This window comes from Paenalcaligenes sp., assembly GCF_030152715.1.
Taxonomy (GTDB): Bacteria; Pseudomonadota; Gammaproteobacteria; order Burkholderiales; family Burkholderiaceae_B; genus Paenalcaligenes; species Paenalcaligenes hermetiae.
Genome location: NZ_JASLIX010000135.1, coordinates 1 through 18608, shown reverse-complemented (window position 1 = coordinate 18608; position 18608 = coordinate 1). Strand labels below are relative to the sequence as shown.

Sequence of the window (18608 nt, the reverse complement as noted above, 5' to 3'; positions counted from 1 at the left end):
CGATGTAGGGGATGATGCGCGCCGTGGCCGCATTTATTTACCTATGGATGACCTAGATCGTTTTCAGGTACGCCCCGTAGAGATTCTCGATGCACAACATAGTGATCGCTTTGAGGCTTTAATGCGTTACCAAACAGAACGAGCATATGGACTCTACAAAGAAGCTATGCTCGCTTTACCTGAACAGGATCGACGTGCTCAACGCCCGGGTTTGCTGATGACGGCTATTTACTATGCCTTACTTGAAGAAATAGCCCGTGATCGCTGGGAAGTCTTAGACAAGCGAATCTCTTTGACACCTATCCGTAAATTTTGGTTAGCGTGGAAAACATGGGTAAGTGGCGGTAAACCTCTGATCAAAAAATTAAGTCGATGAATATTGCTATTATTGGCGCCGGATGGGCAGGCTGCGCGGCGGCTTGGCAAGCTCATAAGTTGGGCTATCGCGCCACCGTCTTTGAGGCAGCACCGATTATTGGGGGGCGTGCGCGCAAGCATTCCTCACAAGCTCTGGGTCAAATTGCTGACAATGGCCAGCATATTTTATTAGGCGCGTATCAAAGCACGCTTGCATTGATGCGTGAGCTTGATCTGGAACCCAAGCAGCATTTTCACCGCTTTGATTTAGATATCAGCAGCATGAAAGCAGACTTTTGTTTTCGTACTGCTGCCTTGCCTGCCCCGTGGCATTTGCTCGGCGCTCCTTTTCGGAGCCGAGGCGTCAAGTTCAGTGAGTTTTTACAACTACAACAGCTACAACGCTATTTAAAAAAACAGCGGTGGCAGATCCAGCCTGGTACGACCGTTGCAGAGCTTTTGCAGCAGACGGGACAATCCACTCGTTTAACCCAAAAGCTCTGGCACCCTTTGTGCGTAGCAGCGCTTAACACGCCCATTGAGCAAGCTTGCGCCCAGTTATTTGCCCATGTTTTACGTGATAGCTTAGGGGCAGACCGATCTGCCACCCAAATGCTTATCCCTTTACGCAATATGAGTGACCTATGGCCGCAGCGGGCTTTGCAACATGCCCGTATACATACTCGCCACCCTATCCGTGCTGTACAGAGACAGGGGCAACAGTACCTACTGGATGGACAACCATTTGATGGGGTAATTATTGCAACCAATGCACCCTCTGCTTATCGCCTCCTGCAATCTCTGGATGCTGAAAAACAAAAACTGGATTTTGTTAATCAAATTACATCCCTTGACTATAACCCCATCGCTACACTTTATTTAAAGCCCGAAAAACCGTGGGAGAATCCTCATGTTATGCGTATGCTCGATGAAGACCTACACGGCTTAGCGGCTGGGCAATGGGTGTTTAATCATGGCGCACTCAATAACAGCGAGCTTTATCCACTCATCGCCGTTACGATCAGCTACGCGAATCGTCTTCAGGGTCACGATAAAACAGAAATTGCTCGCGCTATCATTGCGCAGATCAACCATCAAAGCCCCTGGCCATTACCTACCATCACAGCGTTTGAACTCATTACTGAAAAACGGGCCACTTTCATTGCTAAACCCCATTTAAGCCGCCCCCATCCGCAAACACCTTGGCCAAATGTCTTGCTCGCTGGTGATTGGGTTCACAATGATTACCCTGCGGTTTTAGAGGGTGCAGTACGCAGTGGCATAATGGCTGCCAAGGCCTTACAGCCACACTAACCCATAAAAAAACCCCAACCTTTGACAAGGTCGGGGTTTTGCAAAACAAAAGGCGCGGAGTGATCTACGCGTTCCGCAGCATGTAGGCTCGAACCTGCTCCACATCCGCATCCATGACCACCACGCGTTGGGGTAAGTCATTTAAGTGTTGCAAATGCTCGGGTACAGGGGCCGGTTGCCCAATGGCTTCTTCAATGGTTTCAGAAAACTTAGCTGGTAACGCGGTTTCTAATACCAACATGGGCACCCCAGGTTGCATATGGTCGCGTGCCACTTTGACCCCATCTGCCGTATGCGGATCAATAAGAACCTGCGTTTCGCGGTAAACCTGAGCAATCGTAGCAATACGATCCGCATGTGAGCTTTGGCCAGCTACAAAACCATACTCAGATTCGAAGCGGTCTTTAAGATGACTCAGATCAAAGTAACCCTGAGTCGCTAATTGGTCCCAAAGCGCACGCAAGGCATCAGGATCACGCCCTACTAAGTCGTACACAAAGCGCTCAAAGTTAGAAGCTCGTGAAATATCCATAGAGGGGCTAGAGGTAGCATAGGTATGAGCTGAATCACGAGGGCGATAAATACCCGTGCGGAAAAATTCCTCGAGCACGTTATTTTCATTAGTCGCTAATACCAAGCGCGCAATAGGTAAACCCATCTGCCGTGCAATATGTCCAGCCAAAATATTGCCGAAGTTACCGGATGGCACAGCAAAGGAAACCTGCTGATCCGCGCTATCGGTTGCACGCAGCCAACCCCAAAAATAATACACCACCTGTGCTGCAATGCGAGCCCAGTTAATGGAGTTCACAGCACCCAGTTGCATGGATTGTTTAAAATCCAAATCCCCTGCCAGCTGTTTGACAATATCCTGACAATCATCAAACACCCCTTTAACAGATAAGTTATGGATATTAGGATCTTGCAAAGAGTACATTTGGGCGCGTTGAAAATCGCTCATACGCCCATGGGGCGACAACATAAACACATTCACGCGCTTTTTGCCTCGGAGTGCGTACTCCGCCGCAGAGCCGGTATCACCTGAAGTGGCGCCCAAAATATTGATATGACTATCACGCTTTTCGAGCACGTACTCAAACACCTGCCCCAAAAACTGCATGGCCATGTCTTTAAAAGCAAGCGTTGGTCCCTGAGATAACCCAAGAAGCGCCATGTCCCCCTGCAAGGGTTTTACCGGCACCATGGCCTCGCCCACATATAAGCTAGGATCATACGCTGCCTGCGTTAAAGCACGCAGGTCCTCGGCAGGAATATCATCCACAAATAACGACAGCACAGCAAAAGCCAGCTCAGCGTAGGATAGATCCCGCCATTGCGCTAAAGTCTGAGCGCTTACCTGAGGGTAATGCTCGGGAATTGCCAAGCCCCCATCGGGAGCAAGACCTTCGAGTAAAATATCACTAAACGCCTGTGGCGCCATACCGCCACGAGTAGAAACGTATTGCATTAGAGGCTCTCTACACGTAAACGGGTTACAGGAGAACGTACAAAGTCCAGCTTTTGTACTTTTAGAATCGCGTGGTCAATATCGCCCTCGCGTGCTTCATGTGTCAGGAAAATAATATCGGTTTCGTCATTGACGGCCGGCTCTTGGAACATAGAGCCAATCGAAATCCCAGCATCAGCCAAGATTCGTGCAATATCGGCCAGCACCCCAGGGCGGTCCGCCACGCGTAAACGTAAATAATAAGCTGATACAACATCAGCCATAGGCAACACAGGGATATCTGCCATTGCATCTTGCTGGAAAGCCAAGTAAGGGACGCGGTGGTCATGGTCTGCGGTCAACAAACGCGCCACATCCACCAAATCGGCTACCACAGCTGAAGCCGTAGGTAGCTCACCAGCCCCAGCCCCATAGTAAACGGTTGAGCCCACCGCATCGCCATGTACCATGACAGCATTCATCGCCCCCTGAACATTTGCCAGCATGCTGGAAGAAGGAACCAAGGTCGGGTGAACCCGTAGTTCAATACCATTTTCACGGGAACGTGTAATACCGAGCAGTTTTACGGTATAGCCCAAACGCTCTGCATGAGCAATGTCTTCGGCTGAGAGTGTCGTAATGCCCTCGATATGCGCTTTAGAGAACTGGACTGGCACCCCAAAGGCCAAAGAAGACAAGAGGCTCAATTTATGAGCAGCATCTACTCCCTCGATATCAAAAGTCGGATCTGCTTCGGCATACCCCAAGCGTTGCGCATCGGCTAAGGCATCCGCAAAGGATAAGCCCCGGCTACGCATTTCAGAAAGAATAAAGTTTGTGGTGCCGTTAATAATACCCGCCACCCACTGTATACGGTTCGCGGTTAAGCCCTCGCGCATCGCTTTAATAATGGGAATCCCACCAGCGACTGCTGCCTCGAAGGCCACCATCACATTTTTTTCCTGTGCGGCGGCAAAAATAGCATTGCCATGTGTAGCCAAGAGCGCTTTGTTCGCCGTGACCACATGCTTGCCCTGAGCAATGGCCTCCATGACCCAGTCTTTTGCTAGGCTCTCACCACCCACTAGCTCTACAACTACATCAATTTCGGGGTTGCGGACAATCTCCATCCCATCGGTAGTAATTTGAACCTGATCGCCAACCAATGCTTTGGCTTTAGCGACATCACGCACCGCTACTGCTACCACTTCGATACGACGACCCGCTCGACGCGCGATCTCATCCGCATTTTGATTGAGGACTTTCCATGTACCGCCCCCGACAACACCTAAACCAAGTAGGCCTACTTTGATTGGATTCATTTAAGCAACCCGTCCTTTCGGAACATATCTTTAATACCACGTATCGCTTGACGGATACGTTGTTCGTTTTCAATGAGTGCAAAACGCACATACTGGTCGCCGTATTCCCCAAAACCAATTCCGGGGGAAACGGCTACCTTGGCGTCCTGCAATAGACGTTTAGAAAATTCTAGAGAACCTTCTGCGAGATAATGATCTGGGATTTTGGCCCAAATATACATAGAAGCTTTTGGCACATCCACATTCCAGCCAATTTCCTGTAGACCTTTGGCTAGCACATCCCGACGACGCTTGTAGCTTTCGGTGATTTCTTTAACACAGTCTTGAGGCCCTTCGAGCGCGGTAATAGCCGCGACCTGAATAGGGGTAAACGTACCGTAGTCATGATAGCTTTTGATGCGAGCCAACGCATGGACCAGTTTTTCGTTACCAACCATAAAGCCAATACGCCAACCTGCCATATTATAGCTTTTACTCATGGTGAAAAACTCGACCGCCACATCACGCGCCCCTTCTACTTGTAAAATAGAAGGCGCCACATAACCATCAAAAGTGATATCCGCATAAGCCAAGTCATGCACCACCAAAATATCATGCTCTTTGGCCAACGCGACAATACGCTCAAAAAAGTCCAGTTCCACACACTGTGCTGTGGGGTTACTGGGAAAGCCCAAAATCATCATTTTAGGCTTAGGAATGGCTTCTTTAACGGCCCGCTCGATTTCCTCGAAAAAATCCACCCCGGGGATCATCGGCACGGAACGGATATTTGCCCCTGCAATCACCGCGCCATAAATATGAATAGGATAGCTAGGATTGGGAACCAATACCGTATCGCCACGATCCAATGTGGCTAACATCAAATGGGCAAGACCCTCTTTGGAGCCAATGGTAACAATCGCCTCGGTTTCGGGGTCAAGTTTGACCTGATAACGACGATCATACCAATCCACAATCGCTTTACGTAAACGAGGAATACCGCGCGACACGGAGTAACCATGGGTGTCAGGACGGCTTGAGGCCTCGACCAATTTGTCTACAATGTGCTGTGGAGTGGCACCATCAGGATTACCCATCGACATATCAATAATGTCTTCGCCGCGACGACGCGCCGCCATTTTGAGTTCGCCGGTAATATTAAAAACATAAGGTGGCAAACGATCTATGCGAGGAAAGCTACTCATGGGATTCCTTGGATGTGCAAAAATGAACAAAAGTCCGAATCAATTAGTGTAATCGAACCGAGACAAAGTGGAAAATCCACTCAACGAAAAGGGTCGGCTTTGCGTTATGATCAAGGTACGTATCATGGAGATTTATTGTGCATCTGCAAAAAGACACTAACCCTGCGCTCAATACAGTAACCGCCTATGGTGATGATTATATTGAAATCAATAAAACACGCCATCAACGCTCGATTTATTTCACACCAGAGGGGCAAATTTATGATCTAGGTATACAAAGCCCCTTTGATTTTACTACAGAGCTATTGCAAAAGATCACCGGTGTATGCGCCGCGGCCAAAAGCCCAATGGACTTTCTTGATCATGCTGCACCCCGCTTTGAAAACCCAGGGCAAATCGAGGTGTTATTGATCGGGACCGGAAAAACGCAACAACTTTTACCGCCTGAACTTTTACATGAACTACTCAGCGCTCGAGTGGGCGTGGAAGTCATGGACAGCCAAGCCGCCGCGCGCACGTATAATATTCTTATGTCAGAGGGCCGCCGTGTCGTTGCCGCACTGATTATTTAATCATTTCATGCAAAAAGGAAAATCATGTCCACCATTACCGTAGGTCAACCTATTCCCGCCTTTACTGCTGAAAGCACCCAAGGCACTATCGACTCCACTGCACTAAAAGGTCAAGCGTACGTTTTATACTTTTACCCACGCGACAACACACCGGGCTGCACAACCCAAGCGCAAAATTTCCGCGATCAGCTGCCCGAGTTTGAAAAACTGTCTGTAAAAATCATTGGGGTTTCTCGCGATAGCATGGGTTCACACGAACGCTTTGCTACTAAGCAAGAGCTACCTTTTGCCCTAATTAGCGATCCAGATGAAGCACTTTGTGAGCTGTTTGGTGTCATGAAAATGAAAAACATGTACGGTAAACAAGTACGAGGTATTGAGCGCAGCACTTTTTTAGTTAATGCGGATGGTGTGCTTGTTCAAGAATGGCGAGGTTTACGTGTACCAGGTCATGTAGATCAGGTACTAGAAGCCGCACGTCAACTCTAATTTTCTCGCGCTGCCCTACTGGCAGCGCTCTTACGGAGCTATCTTTATGCCCTTACCCACGTTGCCTTCAAAACTGGGGGCTACTTTAAGCGCAGACGAAATCAAACAGGCCCCTAAGGCCACCCCTCCTAAAAGCGTGCTCACGCCAGCTTCTCCTACTTTGAGCACCCAAAGCGCCAAAACGGCTCCTAAAAAAGCAGCGTCTCCTGCACCTGCTAGCCAAGCTACAAATCCGCCTACAACACCACTGTCGGCCGCACCTAAAACAGTAGAAAATACAACTACTGTTACCTCAGCAGCCAATAAAAAACTATTTGTACTGGATACAAACGTCCTGCTGCATGATTCAAACTGCTTGTTCAAGTTTGAAGAGCATGATGTTTTTATCCCCATGATCGTACTCGAAGAATTAGATCATCAAAAAAAAGGCTTATCCGAAGTAGCTCGCAATGCACGGCAAGTCAGCCGTCATCTCGAAGCCCTGACTGCTGAGCACGACATTACACAAGGCATTGCTCTAAATAGTGCTGGTCACATAGAGGCCCGCGGACAACTCTTTTTTCAAACTACCGCTCTGAATGCTAAGCTGCCTATCCATTTACCAATGGGTGTGGCCGACAATGCCATTTTGCATGTGGTCCATGCGCTAAAACAGCAGCATCCCGACAAGCATGTAGTCATGGTGTCTAAAGACATTAACATGCGCTTAAAAGCCCGGGCACTGGGGATTCCCACCGAAGACTATAAGCATGACCATGTTCTCGATGACTCTGACCTTCTCTACGAGGGTGCGCGCGAGCTGCCAGAGGATTTTTGGCAAACGCACGGCAACCAAATGGAGTCGTGGCAACAAGGGGGGATCACTTTCTACAAAGTGCAAGGCCCACTTTGCGCCGAGCTAAGCGTCAATGAATTTGTCTATAGCGAACAAGAGCCCGGACTGGTCGCCCAGGTCAAGCAAGTCACCCACCACAAAGCGGTGCTAGCAACTATTCGGGACTACAGTCATAGCAAAAATAACGTCTGGGGGATTACAGCACGTAATCGCGAGCAAAACTTTGCGCTAAACCTGCTCATGAACCCCGACTGTGATTTTGTGTCACTGCTTGGTCAGGCAGGCACGGGAAAAACCCTGCTTGCTTTAGCGAGCGCCCTCACACAAACATTGGAAACCCAGCTTTATAACGAAATCATCATTACCCGCGCTACGGTGCCTGTTGGTGATGAGATCGGCTTTTTACCGGGTACCGAAGAGGAGAAAATGGCGCCATGGATGGGTGCCCTAGAAGACAACCTCGAGGTACTGCATCTGGGTAACAATCGCCTCTCTGCACTCAATAATGACGCTAACCGCAACTCCACCATGGATATGATTCGTGCCCATATCAAAATCAAATCCATGAGTTTTATGCGGGGGCGCACATTTCAAAATAAATTCCTTATTATTGATGAGGCCCAAAACCTGACACCGAAGCAAATGAAAACCTTGGTCACGCGTGCTGGCCCTGGCACAAAAATCGTCTGCATGGGGAATATCGCACAAATTGATACACCATATCTAACCGAAGGGAGCTCAGGCTTAACCTATGTGGTGGATCGCTTTAAAGGCTGGCCTCATGCGGGGCACATTACTTTACAACGCGGTGAGCGTTCACGCCTTGCCGATTATGCGAACGAAGCCTTATGACGCACAACACTGTTTTACCCATCGGCATCACCATGGGAGATGCCGCTGGGATAGGCCCAGAGATTATTCTAAAGAGCTTTGCTGCCGGGCTCCCCTATCCTGCTGTAGTCTATGGTGATGCTCTCATTCTTAAGCAACAAGCCAAAGATTTGGGCATTGCTCTACCTATTATTTCCATTGCCTCCCCCCGTGATATCCCCGATCAAGGCATTGGCGTACTCAACCGCTGGCAGCCCTTACCTACTATCGCATATGGCCAAGTTCAAGCCCAAGCCGGACGTGGGGCCTATGAATACCTTTGTCATGCCATTGATGATGCCATCGCACAAAAAATCCGTGCTATTGTCACGGCGCCTTTACACAAGGATGCGCTTCTTGCTGGTGGAATTGACGCCCCGGGGCACACTGAAATTCTGGCTCAACGTACCGGCACCACGGATTTTGCAATGATGCTCAGCAACCCAGAGTTACGCGTCATATTAGTTACCATCCATGTGCCCATTACTGCTGTCAGCCCATTGCTCTCTATTGACAAAGAACTGCGTACCATTCGCTTGGCTCACCAAGCCTGTTTACAGGCAGGCATTAAACGCCCTCGAGTTGCGGTAGCTGGCCTTAACCCCCATGCCGGTGAAAATGGTCGCTTTGGTAATGAGGAGGCTCTATTTATTGAGCCGGCCATTCTCGCCGCTCGCAATGAAGGCATTGATGCTACCGGCCCATGGCCTGGGGACACGATTTTTATGCGCGCACGCCGTGGCGAGTTTGATATTGTGGTTGCGCAATACCATGACCAAGGCCTTATTCCCGTCAAATACCTAGGAGTGGAACAAGGCGTCAACACCACTATCGGACTTCCTTTTATACGCACCAGCGTAGATCATGGCACCGCTTATGATATTGCTGGACAAGGTATTGCAGACCCTACCTCTTTGCAAGTGGCATTTAGCACCGCTTTACAAATGACTCAGGGTGTTTCCCATCAGCCCTAGTCATGTAGAACCAATCTTATACGGGACTGTAGTTTAAGAACCGAGTACTTGCCCCTTGGAAGGCGACGCGTACCGTACCAATGGGGCCATTACGTTGCTTACCAATAATTAACTCTGCAGTCCCTTTATCTGGAGAGTCCGGATTATATACCTCGTCTCTATAGATGAACAAAATCAAATCCGCATCCTGCTCAATAGCCCCCGACTCTCGCAAATCTGACATGACGGGTCGTTTATTTGGCCGCTGCTCTAAACTACGGTTAAGCTGCGATAAAGCAATTAAGGGACAATTCAATTCACGCGCTAATCCTTTCAGCGCACGACTAATTTCCGAAATCTCTGTGGCTCGGTTTTCCGAACCAGAACTACCTGACATCAACTGCAAATAGTCAATAATAATTAGGCCTAATTGACCACATTGACGCGCTAAGCGTCGTGCTCTTGCCCTAACCTCCATAGCAGTTAAGCCTGGGCTTTCATCAATATAAATTTGCGCCTCTTGTACCTTTTTAACAGCGTGAGTTAAACGCGGCCAATCGTCTTCGGTCAATTTACCGGTGCGCATGCGATGTTGATCCAACATACCAACCGAGCCAACCATACGCATCGCAAGCTGCACCGCCCCCATCTCCATAGAAAAGACGGCAACGGGCAAACCCTGCTCAATGGCGATATGCTCACCAATGTTCATAGATAATGAGGTTTTACCCATAGAGGGGCGCCCCGCTACAATAATGAGGTCTCCAGGTTGCAACCCAGAGGTCATTCGGTCCAAATCCACAAAACCTGTAGGCACCCCCGTGACCTCGGAGTCCCCCTCTCGATGGTACAGCTCATCAATACGCTCTACCACCTGCGCTAACAAAGGCTGAATATCCTGAAAACCTTTATTACCCTTGGCTCCCTCCTGAGCAATCTGAAATACGCGCGCCTCAGCATCGTCCAATATCTGACGCGCCTCTTTGCCCTGAGGGTTAAATGCCGCCGACGCAATGTCATCCGCCACGGAAACCAGTTTACGCAACATGGATTTTTCCCGTACGATTTCTGCGTAGCGGCGAATATTGGCAGCAGAAGGAGTGTTATGTGCTAAAGCGTTTAGGTAGCTCAGCCCACCTGCCTCTTCGTCTTTGCCCGCATTGGACAAGGACTCATAAACAGTAATTACATCAGCCGGTCGTGCTAAGCCAATAAGGCGGGTAATATGCTGCCAGATGATACGATGATCAAAACGGTAAAAATCGTCATCAGAGATGATATCGGCAATGCGATCCCATGCAGCATTATCCAGCAACAGCCCACCTAAAACAGATTGCTCTGCCTCAATAGAATGAGGCGGTACACGTAAATAATCTAAGCCAGTATCAGTAGCTACAGGACTGTTTTCTATCATAAGACCTCTAATAACAAATAAAAAAAGCCGGTTTGCACCGGCTTTTTAGATCGGTACAGGAATACTGTACCATGCTTAAACCATTTTGGAATTAAGCCATTTCGCCCACTACAGCAACAGTAACCTCTACTGCTACGTCAGGGTGTAAAACGATTTGTACAGGGTACTCGCCAACTGCCTTAAAAGGACCTTCGGGTAAACGAACCTGTGCCTTAACAATCGTATCAAAGCCTTGAGCATTCAATGCAGCGGCGATATCCATGTTGGTAACAGAACCAAACAAACGACCATCTACACCTGCTTTTTGAGTGATCTCAACACGCAAATCGTTAAGTTTAGTGGCAAGCGCCTGTGCAGCGGCCAAACGCTCGGCTTGAGCTTGTTCTAGCTCAGCACGACGAGCTTCGAATTCGGCGATGGCTTCAGGCGTAGCACGACGAGCCATTTTTTGAGGAATCAAGTAGTTACGTGCATAACCATTACGTACACGTACCACATCACCCAAATCACCGAGGTTGACGACTTTTTCGAGCAAAATTACTTGCATGATAATCCCCCAGATTATTTGTGGTTGTCAGTGTAAGGCAACAAAGCCAAGAAACGTGCACGCTTGATAGCGGTATCAAGTTGACGCTGATAGTTTGCTTTTGTGCCAGTTAAACGAGCAGGAATGATCTTGCCGTTTTCTTGGATGAAATCACGCAAAGTATCTAAATCTTTGTAATCGATCTCTTTAACACCGGCCACAGTAAAGCGGCAGAATTTGCGACGTTTAAATAGGGGGTTTTGTTGACCAAAACGACGGCGGCGATCTTTGCCTTTACGAGCGAAAGCCATAATTAACCTCTCTTGAATTCAGTAAAACGGCAGGAGCCGTTATGTTTTTTACACTAGCGCACTAGGTGGAGCGTTTAGGTTTTGAAACTCTTGAATGTGCAAAACTAAGCGCGACGATGATTTACGCAAGGGGGCAATAAAGCCCTGAATCTGTAAAAACGATCCAATAGGTACAGCGGCCAAATAAGTTGCCACATCTCCCATCGCAATGGCCTCTACGCTAAAATCGAGCTGGCGCTGAATAGCGGCTTGCTCGACCACAGATTGATGCTGTAGTGTTATTTCGCAAACAGCAATACCTGCGGGGGTATAACGTAAGGGCTGCGCTTGTAGTACCTGCCCTTGGATGTGTAAATCGTTCACCTAATCCCTAGTAATTAGTCTTCGGACTGTTCGTCCTCGTCCTCGTCTTCTTCGGTAGTGTGCTCAGCACGTGTATCCGCTGTGTTGGATTTGCGGTTTTCTTCGCGCTCTACGGATTTCATCATAACCGAAGGACCCTCGGGAGCATCTTTGGTTTTGGCGATCAAGTAACGCAAAATAGCGTCATTGTAGCGGAAAGAGTGCTCTAGCTCGTCCAGAGTGGACTGACCTACTTCGATGTTAATGCAGACGTAGTGGGCTTTAACCAATTTTTGGATTGGGTAAGCCAACTGACGACGACCCCAGTCTTCTAGACGGTGGACTTTACCGCCTTCGCTGGTGATAATGGCTTCGTAGCGCTCGATCATGGCGGGCACTTGCTCGCTTTGATCGGGGTGTACAATAAACACTACTTCGTAGTGACGCATGTATAACTCCTTGTGGATATCGCTCTAAAATTTGAGCCTAGATAGCCCGACCCACTTATGGATTCGAGCAAAGAATAAAGCGTTTAATTATAAAACCAAAAAGCGCTCTGTGCAAGTAAGCACGAGCGCTTTTTTAATAACAGCAAAAAATGTAGCTAGCCCTCAACAACAGCATAGGCTGAATGATTATGAATGGACTCAAAGTTTTCGGCTTCGATACGATAGCCTTCTATCCCAGGCATAGCAGCCACAGCAACCGCCACATCTCGTACTAAGTCTTCGACAAACTTTGGGTTTTCATAAGCACGCTCTGTGACGTATTTTTCGTCTGTGCGCTTTAGCAAACCCCATAGCTCACATGACGCTTGGGCCTCAATGGTTTGAATCAATGCATTTAAATCCAAATGCTCTGGATGCGCCACGACAGAAACAGTAATGTGAGAGCGCTGATTATGCGCCCCATATTTTGAAATTGCCTTAGAGCAAGGACACAAGCTTGTTACAGGCACCAACACCGTAAGCTCAAACTGCACATCAGCTTGACCGTCTACGGTAGCCACAGCATTTGCACTCCAACTCACCTGATAGTCCAACAGGCTTCCGACCTCGGAAACAGGTGCTTTTTTGTGCATAAAATACGGGAAGGACGCGGAGACATCGCCTTCGGTAGCATTGAGCAACCCTAGCATTTCTCCTGTCATTTGACAAAACCCCTGCATGGTTAACGGCGAAGCACGATGCTTTTCGAGCAATTCTAAAAAGCGCGACATATGCGTGCCTTTTTCCTCGGCCGGCAAAGCTACTGTTAGCTCCCACTCGGCCACCGTTGGCATGGTTTCTGTGCCATTATCCACCAAAAGCGGATAGCTTACATCCCGCACCCCTACTTTTTGAATAGGAATACGACGCGTATCCACGCTACTTTGGACATCTGGCATGCTTTCTACAGGAGTAGTCAAAGTCGACATAATCGGTTCCGGTCTGCGTCAGCGACGCTTCTATAAATGATAATCAGTACAACTATTATGAAACAATTGAAGCCTAAAACATAAGATACCCCCAATCATTGAGGGCATTTAATTAGTTCTGATTGGCTAACAAATCGGTAAAACGAGATTGAATGCGCTCGGTAATGCTTTCGCTATCTAAGCCAATTTCAGCATGTAGCTGCTTTTGTTCGCCATGATCAATAAACCGGTCAGGGTAACCCAATAACAACGTTGGGACATTAGCTTGAGCTTGGCTCAGGTATTCCAACACAGCGCTGCCGGCCCCGCCCATCACACAGCCATCCTCTAGCGTCACAATGGCTTGATGGCTTTGTAAGAGCGAATCAATAAGCGCCGTATCCAAAGGCTTCACAAAACGCATATCCACCAAGGTCAAATCCAATTGCTCCGCTACAGCCTTGGCATTATGCAATAACGTACCAAACGCTAAGATCGCAATTTTCTGACCCTGACGGCGAACCACCCCTTTGCCTACAGGCACCGTTGTTAAGTCAGCGGTGACCTCTGCCCCACAGCCTGCACCACGCGGATAACGCACAGAGCTAGGCCCTGTATGCTGATAACAGGTATTTAGCAGCAAACGAGTTTCATTTTCATCAGAAGGGGTGCTAATCACCATGTTCGGGATACAACGCAAATAAGCAATATCATAATTTCCCGCATGGGTAGCCCCATCCGCACCTACCAGGCCCGCACGATCTAAGGCAAACGTGACATCTAAGTCTTGCAACGCCACATCATGAATGAGCTGGTCATAACCCCGTTGTAAAAATGTGGAGTAAATCGCTACCACTGGCTTGAGCTGCTCACAAGCCAACCCCGCCGCAAACGTGACCGCATGTTGCTCTGCGATGCCCACATCAAAATATCGCTGCGGGAACTGTTTTTCAAACGCCACCATGCCACTACCCTCTCGCATGGCGGGAGTTATACCTATTAATCTCTCGTCCGCTGCAGCTTGGTCACACAACCACTGACCAAACACCTGTGTAAACGTTTGAGGCGCTGGCACGGACGATTTAACAATACCCTGCTTTGGATCAAAGCGACCCGGTCCGTGATACAAAATAGGATCGGCTTCGGCACGCTGATAACCATGTCCTTTTTTAGTGACCACATGTAAAAACTGCAAGCCGCCGAGCTCGCGCAAGTTTTCTAAAGTAGGGATTAAGGAGTCTAAGTCATGGCCATCAATAGGGCCGACATAATTAAAGCCGAGCTCCTCGAACAAGGTAGCCGGGGTCAATACACCTTTGGCGTGGCCTTCGAAACGGCGCGCTAGCTCCAGCATGGGGGGCATATGCTGAAGCACTGCCTTACCCATATTTTTAGCTTTGGCATAAAACTGCCCAGACATCAAGCGAGCAAAGTACCGATTAAGCGCCCCCACTGGCGGCGAAATCGACATATCGTTGTCATTTAATACCACCAGCATATTAATGCCTGGGGTGACCCCTGCATTGTTTAGGGCTTCAAAGGCCATGCCCGCGGTCATGGCACCGTCTCCAATTACGGCAATATGCTGACGCTGCACGCCCTGGTTACGCGAAGCCACAGCCATTCCTAAAGCTGCTGAAATCGAGGTTGAGGAATGCGCCGTACCAAAGTCATCGTATTCGGATTCAGAGCGCTTTGGAAAGCCTGATATCCCCCCATACTGGCGCAAAGAAGCCATTTGCTCGCGGCGCCCTGTCAATATCTTATGGGGATAAGACTGATGCCCAACGTCCCACACAATGCGGTCATGCGGGGTATTAAATACATAGTGAAGCGCCACAGTAAGCTCTACTGTGCCCAGGTTGGAAGAAAGGTGTCCCCCAGTGCGAGCCACCGACTGCAAGATATATTCACGCAGCTGGGTCGCGATCTGATCGAGATCAGCGCGTTTTAGGGCGCGCAGATCATGAGGAGACTGGATATGCTGCAAAGATACATTAGCCATACGATTGTGAGAGTGGGGCAAAAATAGGCGCTACAGCGCCTAAGAATAATTAGAATAAAGCCTATTGTAGACGCATTTGGGCTCAGTGCGACAAGTGCTAATGATTTCTATCCACAATAAAGTTTGCTAAAAGCTGTAGACTTTGCGCACCATTACCCAGTGGCAATATGGCTTTATGTGCTTGGTCTTTTAGCTCTGCTAACAACTGCCGCGAGGCTTCAAGCCCCATCACTGAGACATATGTGGGTTTGTTATCCGCTGCGTCTTTCCCTGCTGTTTTCCCAAGGGTGGCGGTGTCCGCCGTCACATCTAAAATGTCGTCGACCACCTGAAAAGCCAAGCCAACCGCTTGCGCGTATTCGGTTAAGCGCTGACGCACGGGAGAACTGGCCCCGGCAACAATCCCGCCCAACAGTACGGAAACCTCGAGCATAGCCCCGGTTTTCATGCGGTGCATTTGACGCAATTCCTCTAGCGACAAGTGTTTATCTACGCTAGCACAGTCAATGGCTTGACCACCCACCATACCTAAACTACCCGAGGCTTTAGCCAAAGCAGCAACAGCCTGAATCACTAAAGCTGGGGCGATAGGCATCGTTGCCAAAAACTCAAAAGCTAAAGGCTGCAACGCATCGCCCACCAGCATAGCAGTGGCCTCATCATACGCCACATGCACTGTAGGACGCCCGCGGCGCAACTCATCATCATCCATACAGGGTAGGTCATCATGCACGAGTGAGTAGGCATGGATTAACTCTACTGCTGCTGCAGCATGATCCAACGCTTTAATTTGAGCACTGCTTAATTCGGCATTTTGTACAGCCGCCTCGCCTGCGGCATATACCAAAGCAGCGCGTACCCGTTTTCCACCTCCTAGTACGGCATAACGCATCGCCTCGTGCAAAACGGCAGGGGTGGTTTCTGCCATTGGCATGTTTTGTTCCAAGAAATGCGCTACGCGCTCAATATGCTGCTCTAACCATTGCTGGTTTTGTTCTTTGTTGGGCATAGGTTAATCCTGATCGGTATCGATATCGGTAAGTGGGCGCATAAACTGGCCCTGCAAGACCTGTACCTGTTGTTCCACTTCGTCTAAGCGCTTTTGACAGATTTGTGCTAGCTGCACACCCTGCTGATAAGCAGCCAGCGACTGCTCCAACGCCAACTCCCCACTTTCCATGCGGGTAACGATCTGCTCTAACGCTGCCAATGCCTGTTCAAAATTTTGTGGCAGCGAATCATCCGGAGTGAATTCAGACATAGTAACGGAGTCCAAAATTGCTATAACGGTATCCATTGTACCTAGGATTGGATAAAGACAAAGCGAGAGATTTATCTCTGGGCAGTAGCTCGAGGACGTGACGCATCTGTAATCCACTCGCTCCAAGAGCCTGGGTACAGCACAGAGCCACTTAAACCCGCTAATTCCATCGCAAATAGATTATGACAAGCCGTAATACCGGACCCACAATAATGCACCACCTGCTCGGCCGGTATATTGCCCAGCAGCTGCTCAAACTCGGCTCGTAGCTGCTGCGGCTGTTTAAAGCAGCCATCCTCTTGCAGGTTAAATGCAGTAGGACGGTTAAGCGCTCCAGGGATATGGCCCGCCACAGGGTCTATAGGCTCCATCTCCCCCCGATAACGCGGCTCGGCACGGGCATCGACCAACGTCCAGCGCGGCTGGGCTAACTGCGCTAAAATTTGCGATGCCGTAACGGTAGGCTGTTTAGGCTCAGGCATACCCGGTTTGCGAGTACGCGGCACAGGCGGTAATGCCAACTGTGTATCAGTCACCCCCCCTGCGGCTAACCATGCTTGCCACCCCCCATCTAAAATACGTACCCGCTCAAAGCCCGCCCAGCGCAATAGCCACCATGTACGTGCTGCCATATGTGCTTGACTCGCATCATAAACCACAATAGGGGTATCTGGTTTTAGCCCATACTGCTGCATCAGTTGAGAAAAAACCGCCAAATCAGGTAGGGGGTGACGCCCATTCGTACCCGTTTTTTCCCCCACCAGCTCGGCTTCATTATCTAAAAAATAAGCACCGGGTATATGCGCCTGAAGATATTGCTGGCGCCCTAATCGATGTTGGTGCAAATCATGGCGCACATCAAAAATAATGATGTCAGGTTCGTGTAATAAGGCCTGGAGCTCTTGAGCGCGAATAAGTAGTTCAGACATTGACTATCCTTTTTGACTGATGGTTTCCGCAGATGCTTGACCACGCATAATACGATCTTCTGTATAAGTACGCCAAGCAGAGATCAATCCAGACACAATAATTAAGGCCATTCCCCCCCAAGCCATTACATCAGGAAGATCACCCCACACCACAATACCTAATAGCGCAGCAAAAATAATGGTTGAGTATTGCAAAACTGCTGTTAACAAAGCAGAGCCCAATCCAAAGGCGCGCGTCATCGCTAACTGCCCAAATAGACCACTTACCCCTACCCCCATCAAAGCTAAATACGCCTGCCAGCCCAAGGTTGGCCAACCTAACACCGTCAATGTCACTCCCCCACTTATACAAACAAAAGTAGAAAAAATAAACACGGTGCGCCACTCCGGCTCACCCAAACGACCAAGTTGACGGATCTGCATCATTGCCACCGCCGCACAAGCCCCTGCCATCAAGCCCAACAGCGCATAAGGTAGCTGCTCTGCATGCAAACTAGGACGTAACACGGCTACCACCCCTAAAAAACCAAACATCACCGCAATGATGCGAATCGGATCACGCTGTGTGCCACCAAAAAGCAGCATCCAAAAACCAATAAATAAGGGCGCGGTATAATTTAGACTGATGGCCGTTGAGAGTGGCAACATGGATAAAGCCATAAACCCTAGCCACATCGAGGTCACGCCAAAGCCATTTCGCAGCAAATGTGCTTTCCAGCTTTTGGGACGCAAGCTTTTTTTATGGTATTGCGTCCATAAAAACAATAAAATAACAGAGGGAATGCCTCGGAAAAGTATAATCTGTGGCATGTTAGCATCGTAGTCGGAAGCCAGTTTCACACAGGCTCCCATCAAAGCAAACATCGCACATGCCACCAACATCCATAACGACTGCATGCAATAATGACCTTATGAGTGGGCGTAAATCTCATACTATACTCTGCGCCCTTGTAAAAGATACAATTAGCCTCAGTTTATCAATCAACCATCGGACACTGTGGCGTTTTCGCCCGATATGTTTTATCACGCTATAGGAAGTACGCATGAAGCGCATTTTTTTATTTTTAGCCACTAACTTAGC

20 protein-coding genes are annotated in these 18608 nt (G+C 48.9%); 6 read left to right on the top strand and 14 right to left on the bottom strand.

The features are described from left to right. On the top strand, positions 1-376 hold a 376-nt coding region (locus Q1V74_RS10945; protein ID WP_300648887.1), incomplete at its 5' end, for a squalene/phytoene synthase family protein. After that, positions 373-1671 (top strand): hydroxysqualene dehydroxylase HpnE, encoded by a 1299-nt coding sequence (gene hpnE, locus Q1V74_RS10940; RefSeq protein ID WP_300648885.1) that lies wholly within the window; start codon positions 373-375, stop codon positions 1669-1671. The genes Q1V74_RS10945 and hpnE, both read left to right, overlap by 4 nt. A gap of 64 nt (positions 1672-1735) precedes the next feature. On the opposite strand, the gene thrC is transcribed toward hpnE, so the two are convergent. Genes thrC through alaC form a run of 3 tightly spaced genes read right to left on the bottom strand, consistent with a single transcriptional unit; the run spans position 1736 to position 5624 of the window. Next, positions 1736-3139, bottom strand: a complete 1404-nt coding sequence (thrC, locus tag Q1V74_RS10935) for a threonine synthase (RefSeq protein WP_300648883.1) — start codon at positions 3137-3139, stop codon at positions 1736-1738. After that, the gene (locus Q1V74_RS10930) at positions 3139-4440 is read right to left on the bottom strand and encodes a homoserine dehydrogenase (protein ID WP_300648881.1); all 1302 of its coding nucleotides are present in this window, start codon (positions 4438-4440) and stop codon (positions 3139-3141) included. The genes thrC and Q1V74_RS10930 overlap by 1 nt, the downstream gene beginning before the upstream one ends. Continuing rightward, a complete protein-coding gene (gene alaC / locus Q1V74_RS10925; protein ID WP_300648879.1) occupies positions 4437-5624 on the bottom strand; it encodes an alanine transaminase in 1188 nt (395 codons plus the stop codon). The genes Q1V74_RS10930 and alaC overlap by 4 nt, the downstream gene beginning before the upstream one ends. A 137-nt stretch (positions 5625-5761) precedes the next feature. On the opposite strand from alaC, the gene Q1V74_RS10920 reads away from it, so the two are divergent. Genes Q1V74_RS10920 through pdxA form a run of 4 tightly spaced genes read left to right on the top strand, consistent with a single transcriptional unit; the run spans position 5762 to position 9364 of the window. Further along, positions 5762-6196: an MTH938/NDUFAF3 family protein gene (locus Q1V74_RS10920; protein WP_300648877.1), complete on the top strand. Its 435-nt coding sequence runs from the start codon at positions 5762-5764 to the stop codon at positions 6194-6196. 24 nt (positions 6197-6220) lie between these two features. Next, entirely contained in the window at positions 6221-6685 is a 465-nt protein-coding gene (locus Q1V74_RS10915) for a peroxiredoxin (RefSeq protein WP_300648875.1), read from the top strand. A 46-nt stretch (positions 6686-6731) separates the two neighbouring features. Next, the gene (locus tag Q1V74_RS10910; protein ID WP_300648873.1) at positions 6732-8372 is read left to right on the top strand and encodes a PhoH family protein; all 1641 of its coding nucleotides are present in this window, start codon (positions 6732-6734) and stop codon (positions 8370-8372) included. After that, positions 8369-9364, top strand: a complete 996-nt coding sequence (pdxA, locus tag Q1V74_RS10905) for a 4-hydroxythreonine-4-phosphate dehydrogenase PdxA (protein WP_300648871.1) — start codon at positions 8369-8371, stop codon at positions 9362-9364. The genes Q1V74_RS10910 and pdxA overlap by 4 nt, the downstream gene beginning before the upstream one ends. A 16-nt stretch (positions 9365-9380) precedes the next feature. On the opposite strand, the gene Q1V74_RS10900 is transcribed toward pdxA, so the two are convergent. The 11 genes from Q1V74_RS10900 to Q1V74_RS10850 form a co-directional block, all read right to left on the bottom strand. Further along, entirely contained in the window at positions 9381-10757 is a 1377-nt protein-coding gene (locus Q1V74_RS10900; protein ID WP_300648869.1) for a replicative DNA helicase, read from the bottom strand. A 91-nt stretch (positions 10758-10848) separates the two neighbouring features. Beyond that, a complete protein-coding gene (gene rplI, locus Q1V74_RS10895) occupies positions 10849-11304 on the bottom strand; it encodes a 50S ribosomal protein L9 (protein WP_300648867.1) in 456 nt (151 codons plus the stop codon). Between the two features lie 14 nt (positions 11305-11318). Next, on the bottom strand, positions 11319-11594 hold the full coding sequence (gene rpsR / locus Q1V74_RS10890) for a 30S ribosomal protein S18 (RefSeq protein ID WP_260649007.1): 276 nt from the start codon (positions 11592-11594) through the stop codon (positions 11319-11321). A 48-nt stretch (positions 11595-11642) separates the two neighbouring features. Continuing rightward, on the bottom strand, positions 11643-11957 hold the full coding sequence (gene priB / locus Q1V74_RS10885) for a primosomal replication protein N (RefSeq protein WP_300648864.1): 315 nt from the start codon (positions 11955-11957) through the stop codon (positions 11643-11645). A gap of 14 nt (positions 11958-11971) precedes the next feature. Continuing rightward, a complete protein-coding gene (gene rpsF / locus Q1V74_RS10880) occupies positions 11972-12385 on the bottom strand; it encodes a 30S ribosomal protein S6 (protein WP_260649009.1) in 414 nt (137 codons plus the stop codon). Positions 12386-12540: 155 nt separating this feature from the next. Then, a complete protein-coding gene (gene folE2, locus Q1V74_RS10875; RefSeq protein ID WP_300648862.1) occupies positions 12541-13353 on the bottom strand; it encodes a GTP cyclohydrolase FolE2 in 813 nt (270 codons plus the stop codon). Between the two features lie 112 nt (positions 13354-13465). Beyond that, on the bottom strand, positions 13466-15337 hold the full coding sequence (gene dxs, locus Q1V74_RS10870) for a 1-deoxy-D-xylulose-5-phosphate synthase (RefSeq protein WP_300648860.1): 1872 nt from the start codon (positions 15335-15337) through the stop codon (positions 13466-13468). 97 nt (positions 15338-15434) lie between these two features. Beyond that, complete coding sequence (locus Q1V74_RS10865; RefSeq protein WP_300648858.1) at positions 15435-16346, bottom strand: polyprenyl synthetase family protein; 912 nt, start codon at positions 16344-16346, stop codon at positions 15435-15437. Positions 16347-16349: 3 nt separating this feature from the next. Then, positions 16350-16598 carry an exodeoxyribonuclease VII small subunit gene (locus Q1V74_RS10860; RefSeq protein WP_300648856.1) on the bottom strand — a complete coding sequence of 83 codons (249 nt, stop codon included), beginning with the start codon at positions 16596-16598 and terminating at the stop codon, positions 16350-16352. A gap of 71 nt (positions 16599-16669) precedes the next feature. Further along, entirely contained in the window at positions 16670-17527 is an 858-nt protein-coding gene (locus Q1V74_RS10855) for a sulfurtransferase (protein ID WP_300648854.1), read from the bottom strand. A gap of 3 nt (positions 17528-17530) precedes the next feature. After that, on the bottom strand, positions 17531-18424 hold the full coding sequence (locus Q1V74_RS10850) for a DMT family transporter (RefSeq protein ID WP_300648852.1): 894 nt from the start codon (positions 18422-18424) through the stop codon (positions 17531-17533). Between the last annotated feature and the right edge of the window lie 184 nt (positions 18425-18608).

Bases quoted from the DNA above. Each gene is read 5' to 3' on its own strand.
- Q1V74_RS10915 (WP_300648875.1), top strand. From the start codon at position 6,221: ATGTCCACCATTACCGTAGGTCAACCTATTCCCGCCTTTACTGCTGAA.
- dxs (WP_300648860.1), bottom strand. From the start codon at position 15,337: ATGGCTAATGTATCTTTGCAGCATATCCAGTCTCCTCATGATCTGCGC.
- thrC (WP_300648883.1), bottom strand. From the start codon at position 3,139: ATGCAATACGTTTCTACTCGTGGCGGTATGGCGCCACAGGCGTTTAGT.
- Q1V74_RS10900 (WP_300648869.1), bottom strand. From the start codon at position 10,757: ATGATAGAAAACAGTCCTGTAGCTACTGATACTGGCTTAGATTATTTA.
- alaC (WP_300648879.1), bottom strand. From the start codon at position 5,624: ATGAGTAGCTTTCCTCGCATAGATCGTTTGCCACCTTATGTTTTTAAT.
- hpnE (WP_300648885.1), top strand. From the start codon at position 373: ATGAATATTGCTATTATTGGCGCCGGATGGGCAGGCTGCGCGGCGGCT.
- rpsF (WP_260649009.1), bottom strand. From the start codon at position 12,385: ATGCGTCACTACGAAGTAGTGTTTATTGTACACCCCGATCAAAGCGAG.
- Q1V74_RS10850 (WP_300648852.1), bottom strand. From the start codon at position 18,424: ATGCAGTCGTTATGGATGTTGGTGGCATGTGCGATGTTTGCTTTGATG.
- Q1V74_RS10860 (WP_300648856.1), bottom strand. From the start codon at position 16,598: ATGTCTGAATTCACTCCGGATGATTCGCTGCCACAAAATTTTGAACAG.
- Q1V74_RS10930 (WP_300648881.1), bottom strand. From the start codon at position 4,440: ATGAATCCAATCAAAGTAGGCCTACTTGGTTTAGGTGTTGTCGGGGGC.
- Q1V74_RS10855 (WP_300648854.1), bottom strand. From the start codon at position 17,527: ATGTCTGAACTACTTATTCGCGCTCAAGAGCTCCAGGCCTTATTACAC.
- Q1V74_RS10910 (WP_300648873.1), top strand. From the start codon at position 6,732: ATGCCCTTACCCACGTTGCCTTCAAAACTGGGGGCTACTTTAAGCGCA.
- rpsR (WP_260649007.1), bottom strand. From the start codon at position 11,594: ATGGCTTTCGCTCGTAAAGGCAAAGATCGCCGCCGTCGTTTTGGTCAA.
- Q1V74_RS10865 (WP_300648858.1), bottom strand. From the start codon at position 16,346: ATGCCCAACAAAGAACAAAACCAGCAATGGTTAGAGCAGCATATTGAG.
- folE2 (WP_300648862.1), bottom strand. From the start codon at position 13,353: ATGTCGACTTTGACTACTCCTGTAGAAAGCATGCCAGATGTCCAAAGT.
- pdxA (WP_300648871.1), top strand. From the start codon at position 8,369: ATGACGCACAACACTGTTTTACCCATCGGCATCACCATGGGAGATGCC.
- rplI (WP_300648867.1), bottom strand. From the start codon at position 11,304: ATGCAAGTAATTTTGCTCGAAAAAGTCGTCAACCTCGGTGATTTGGGT.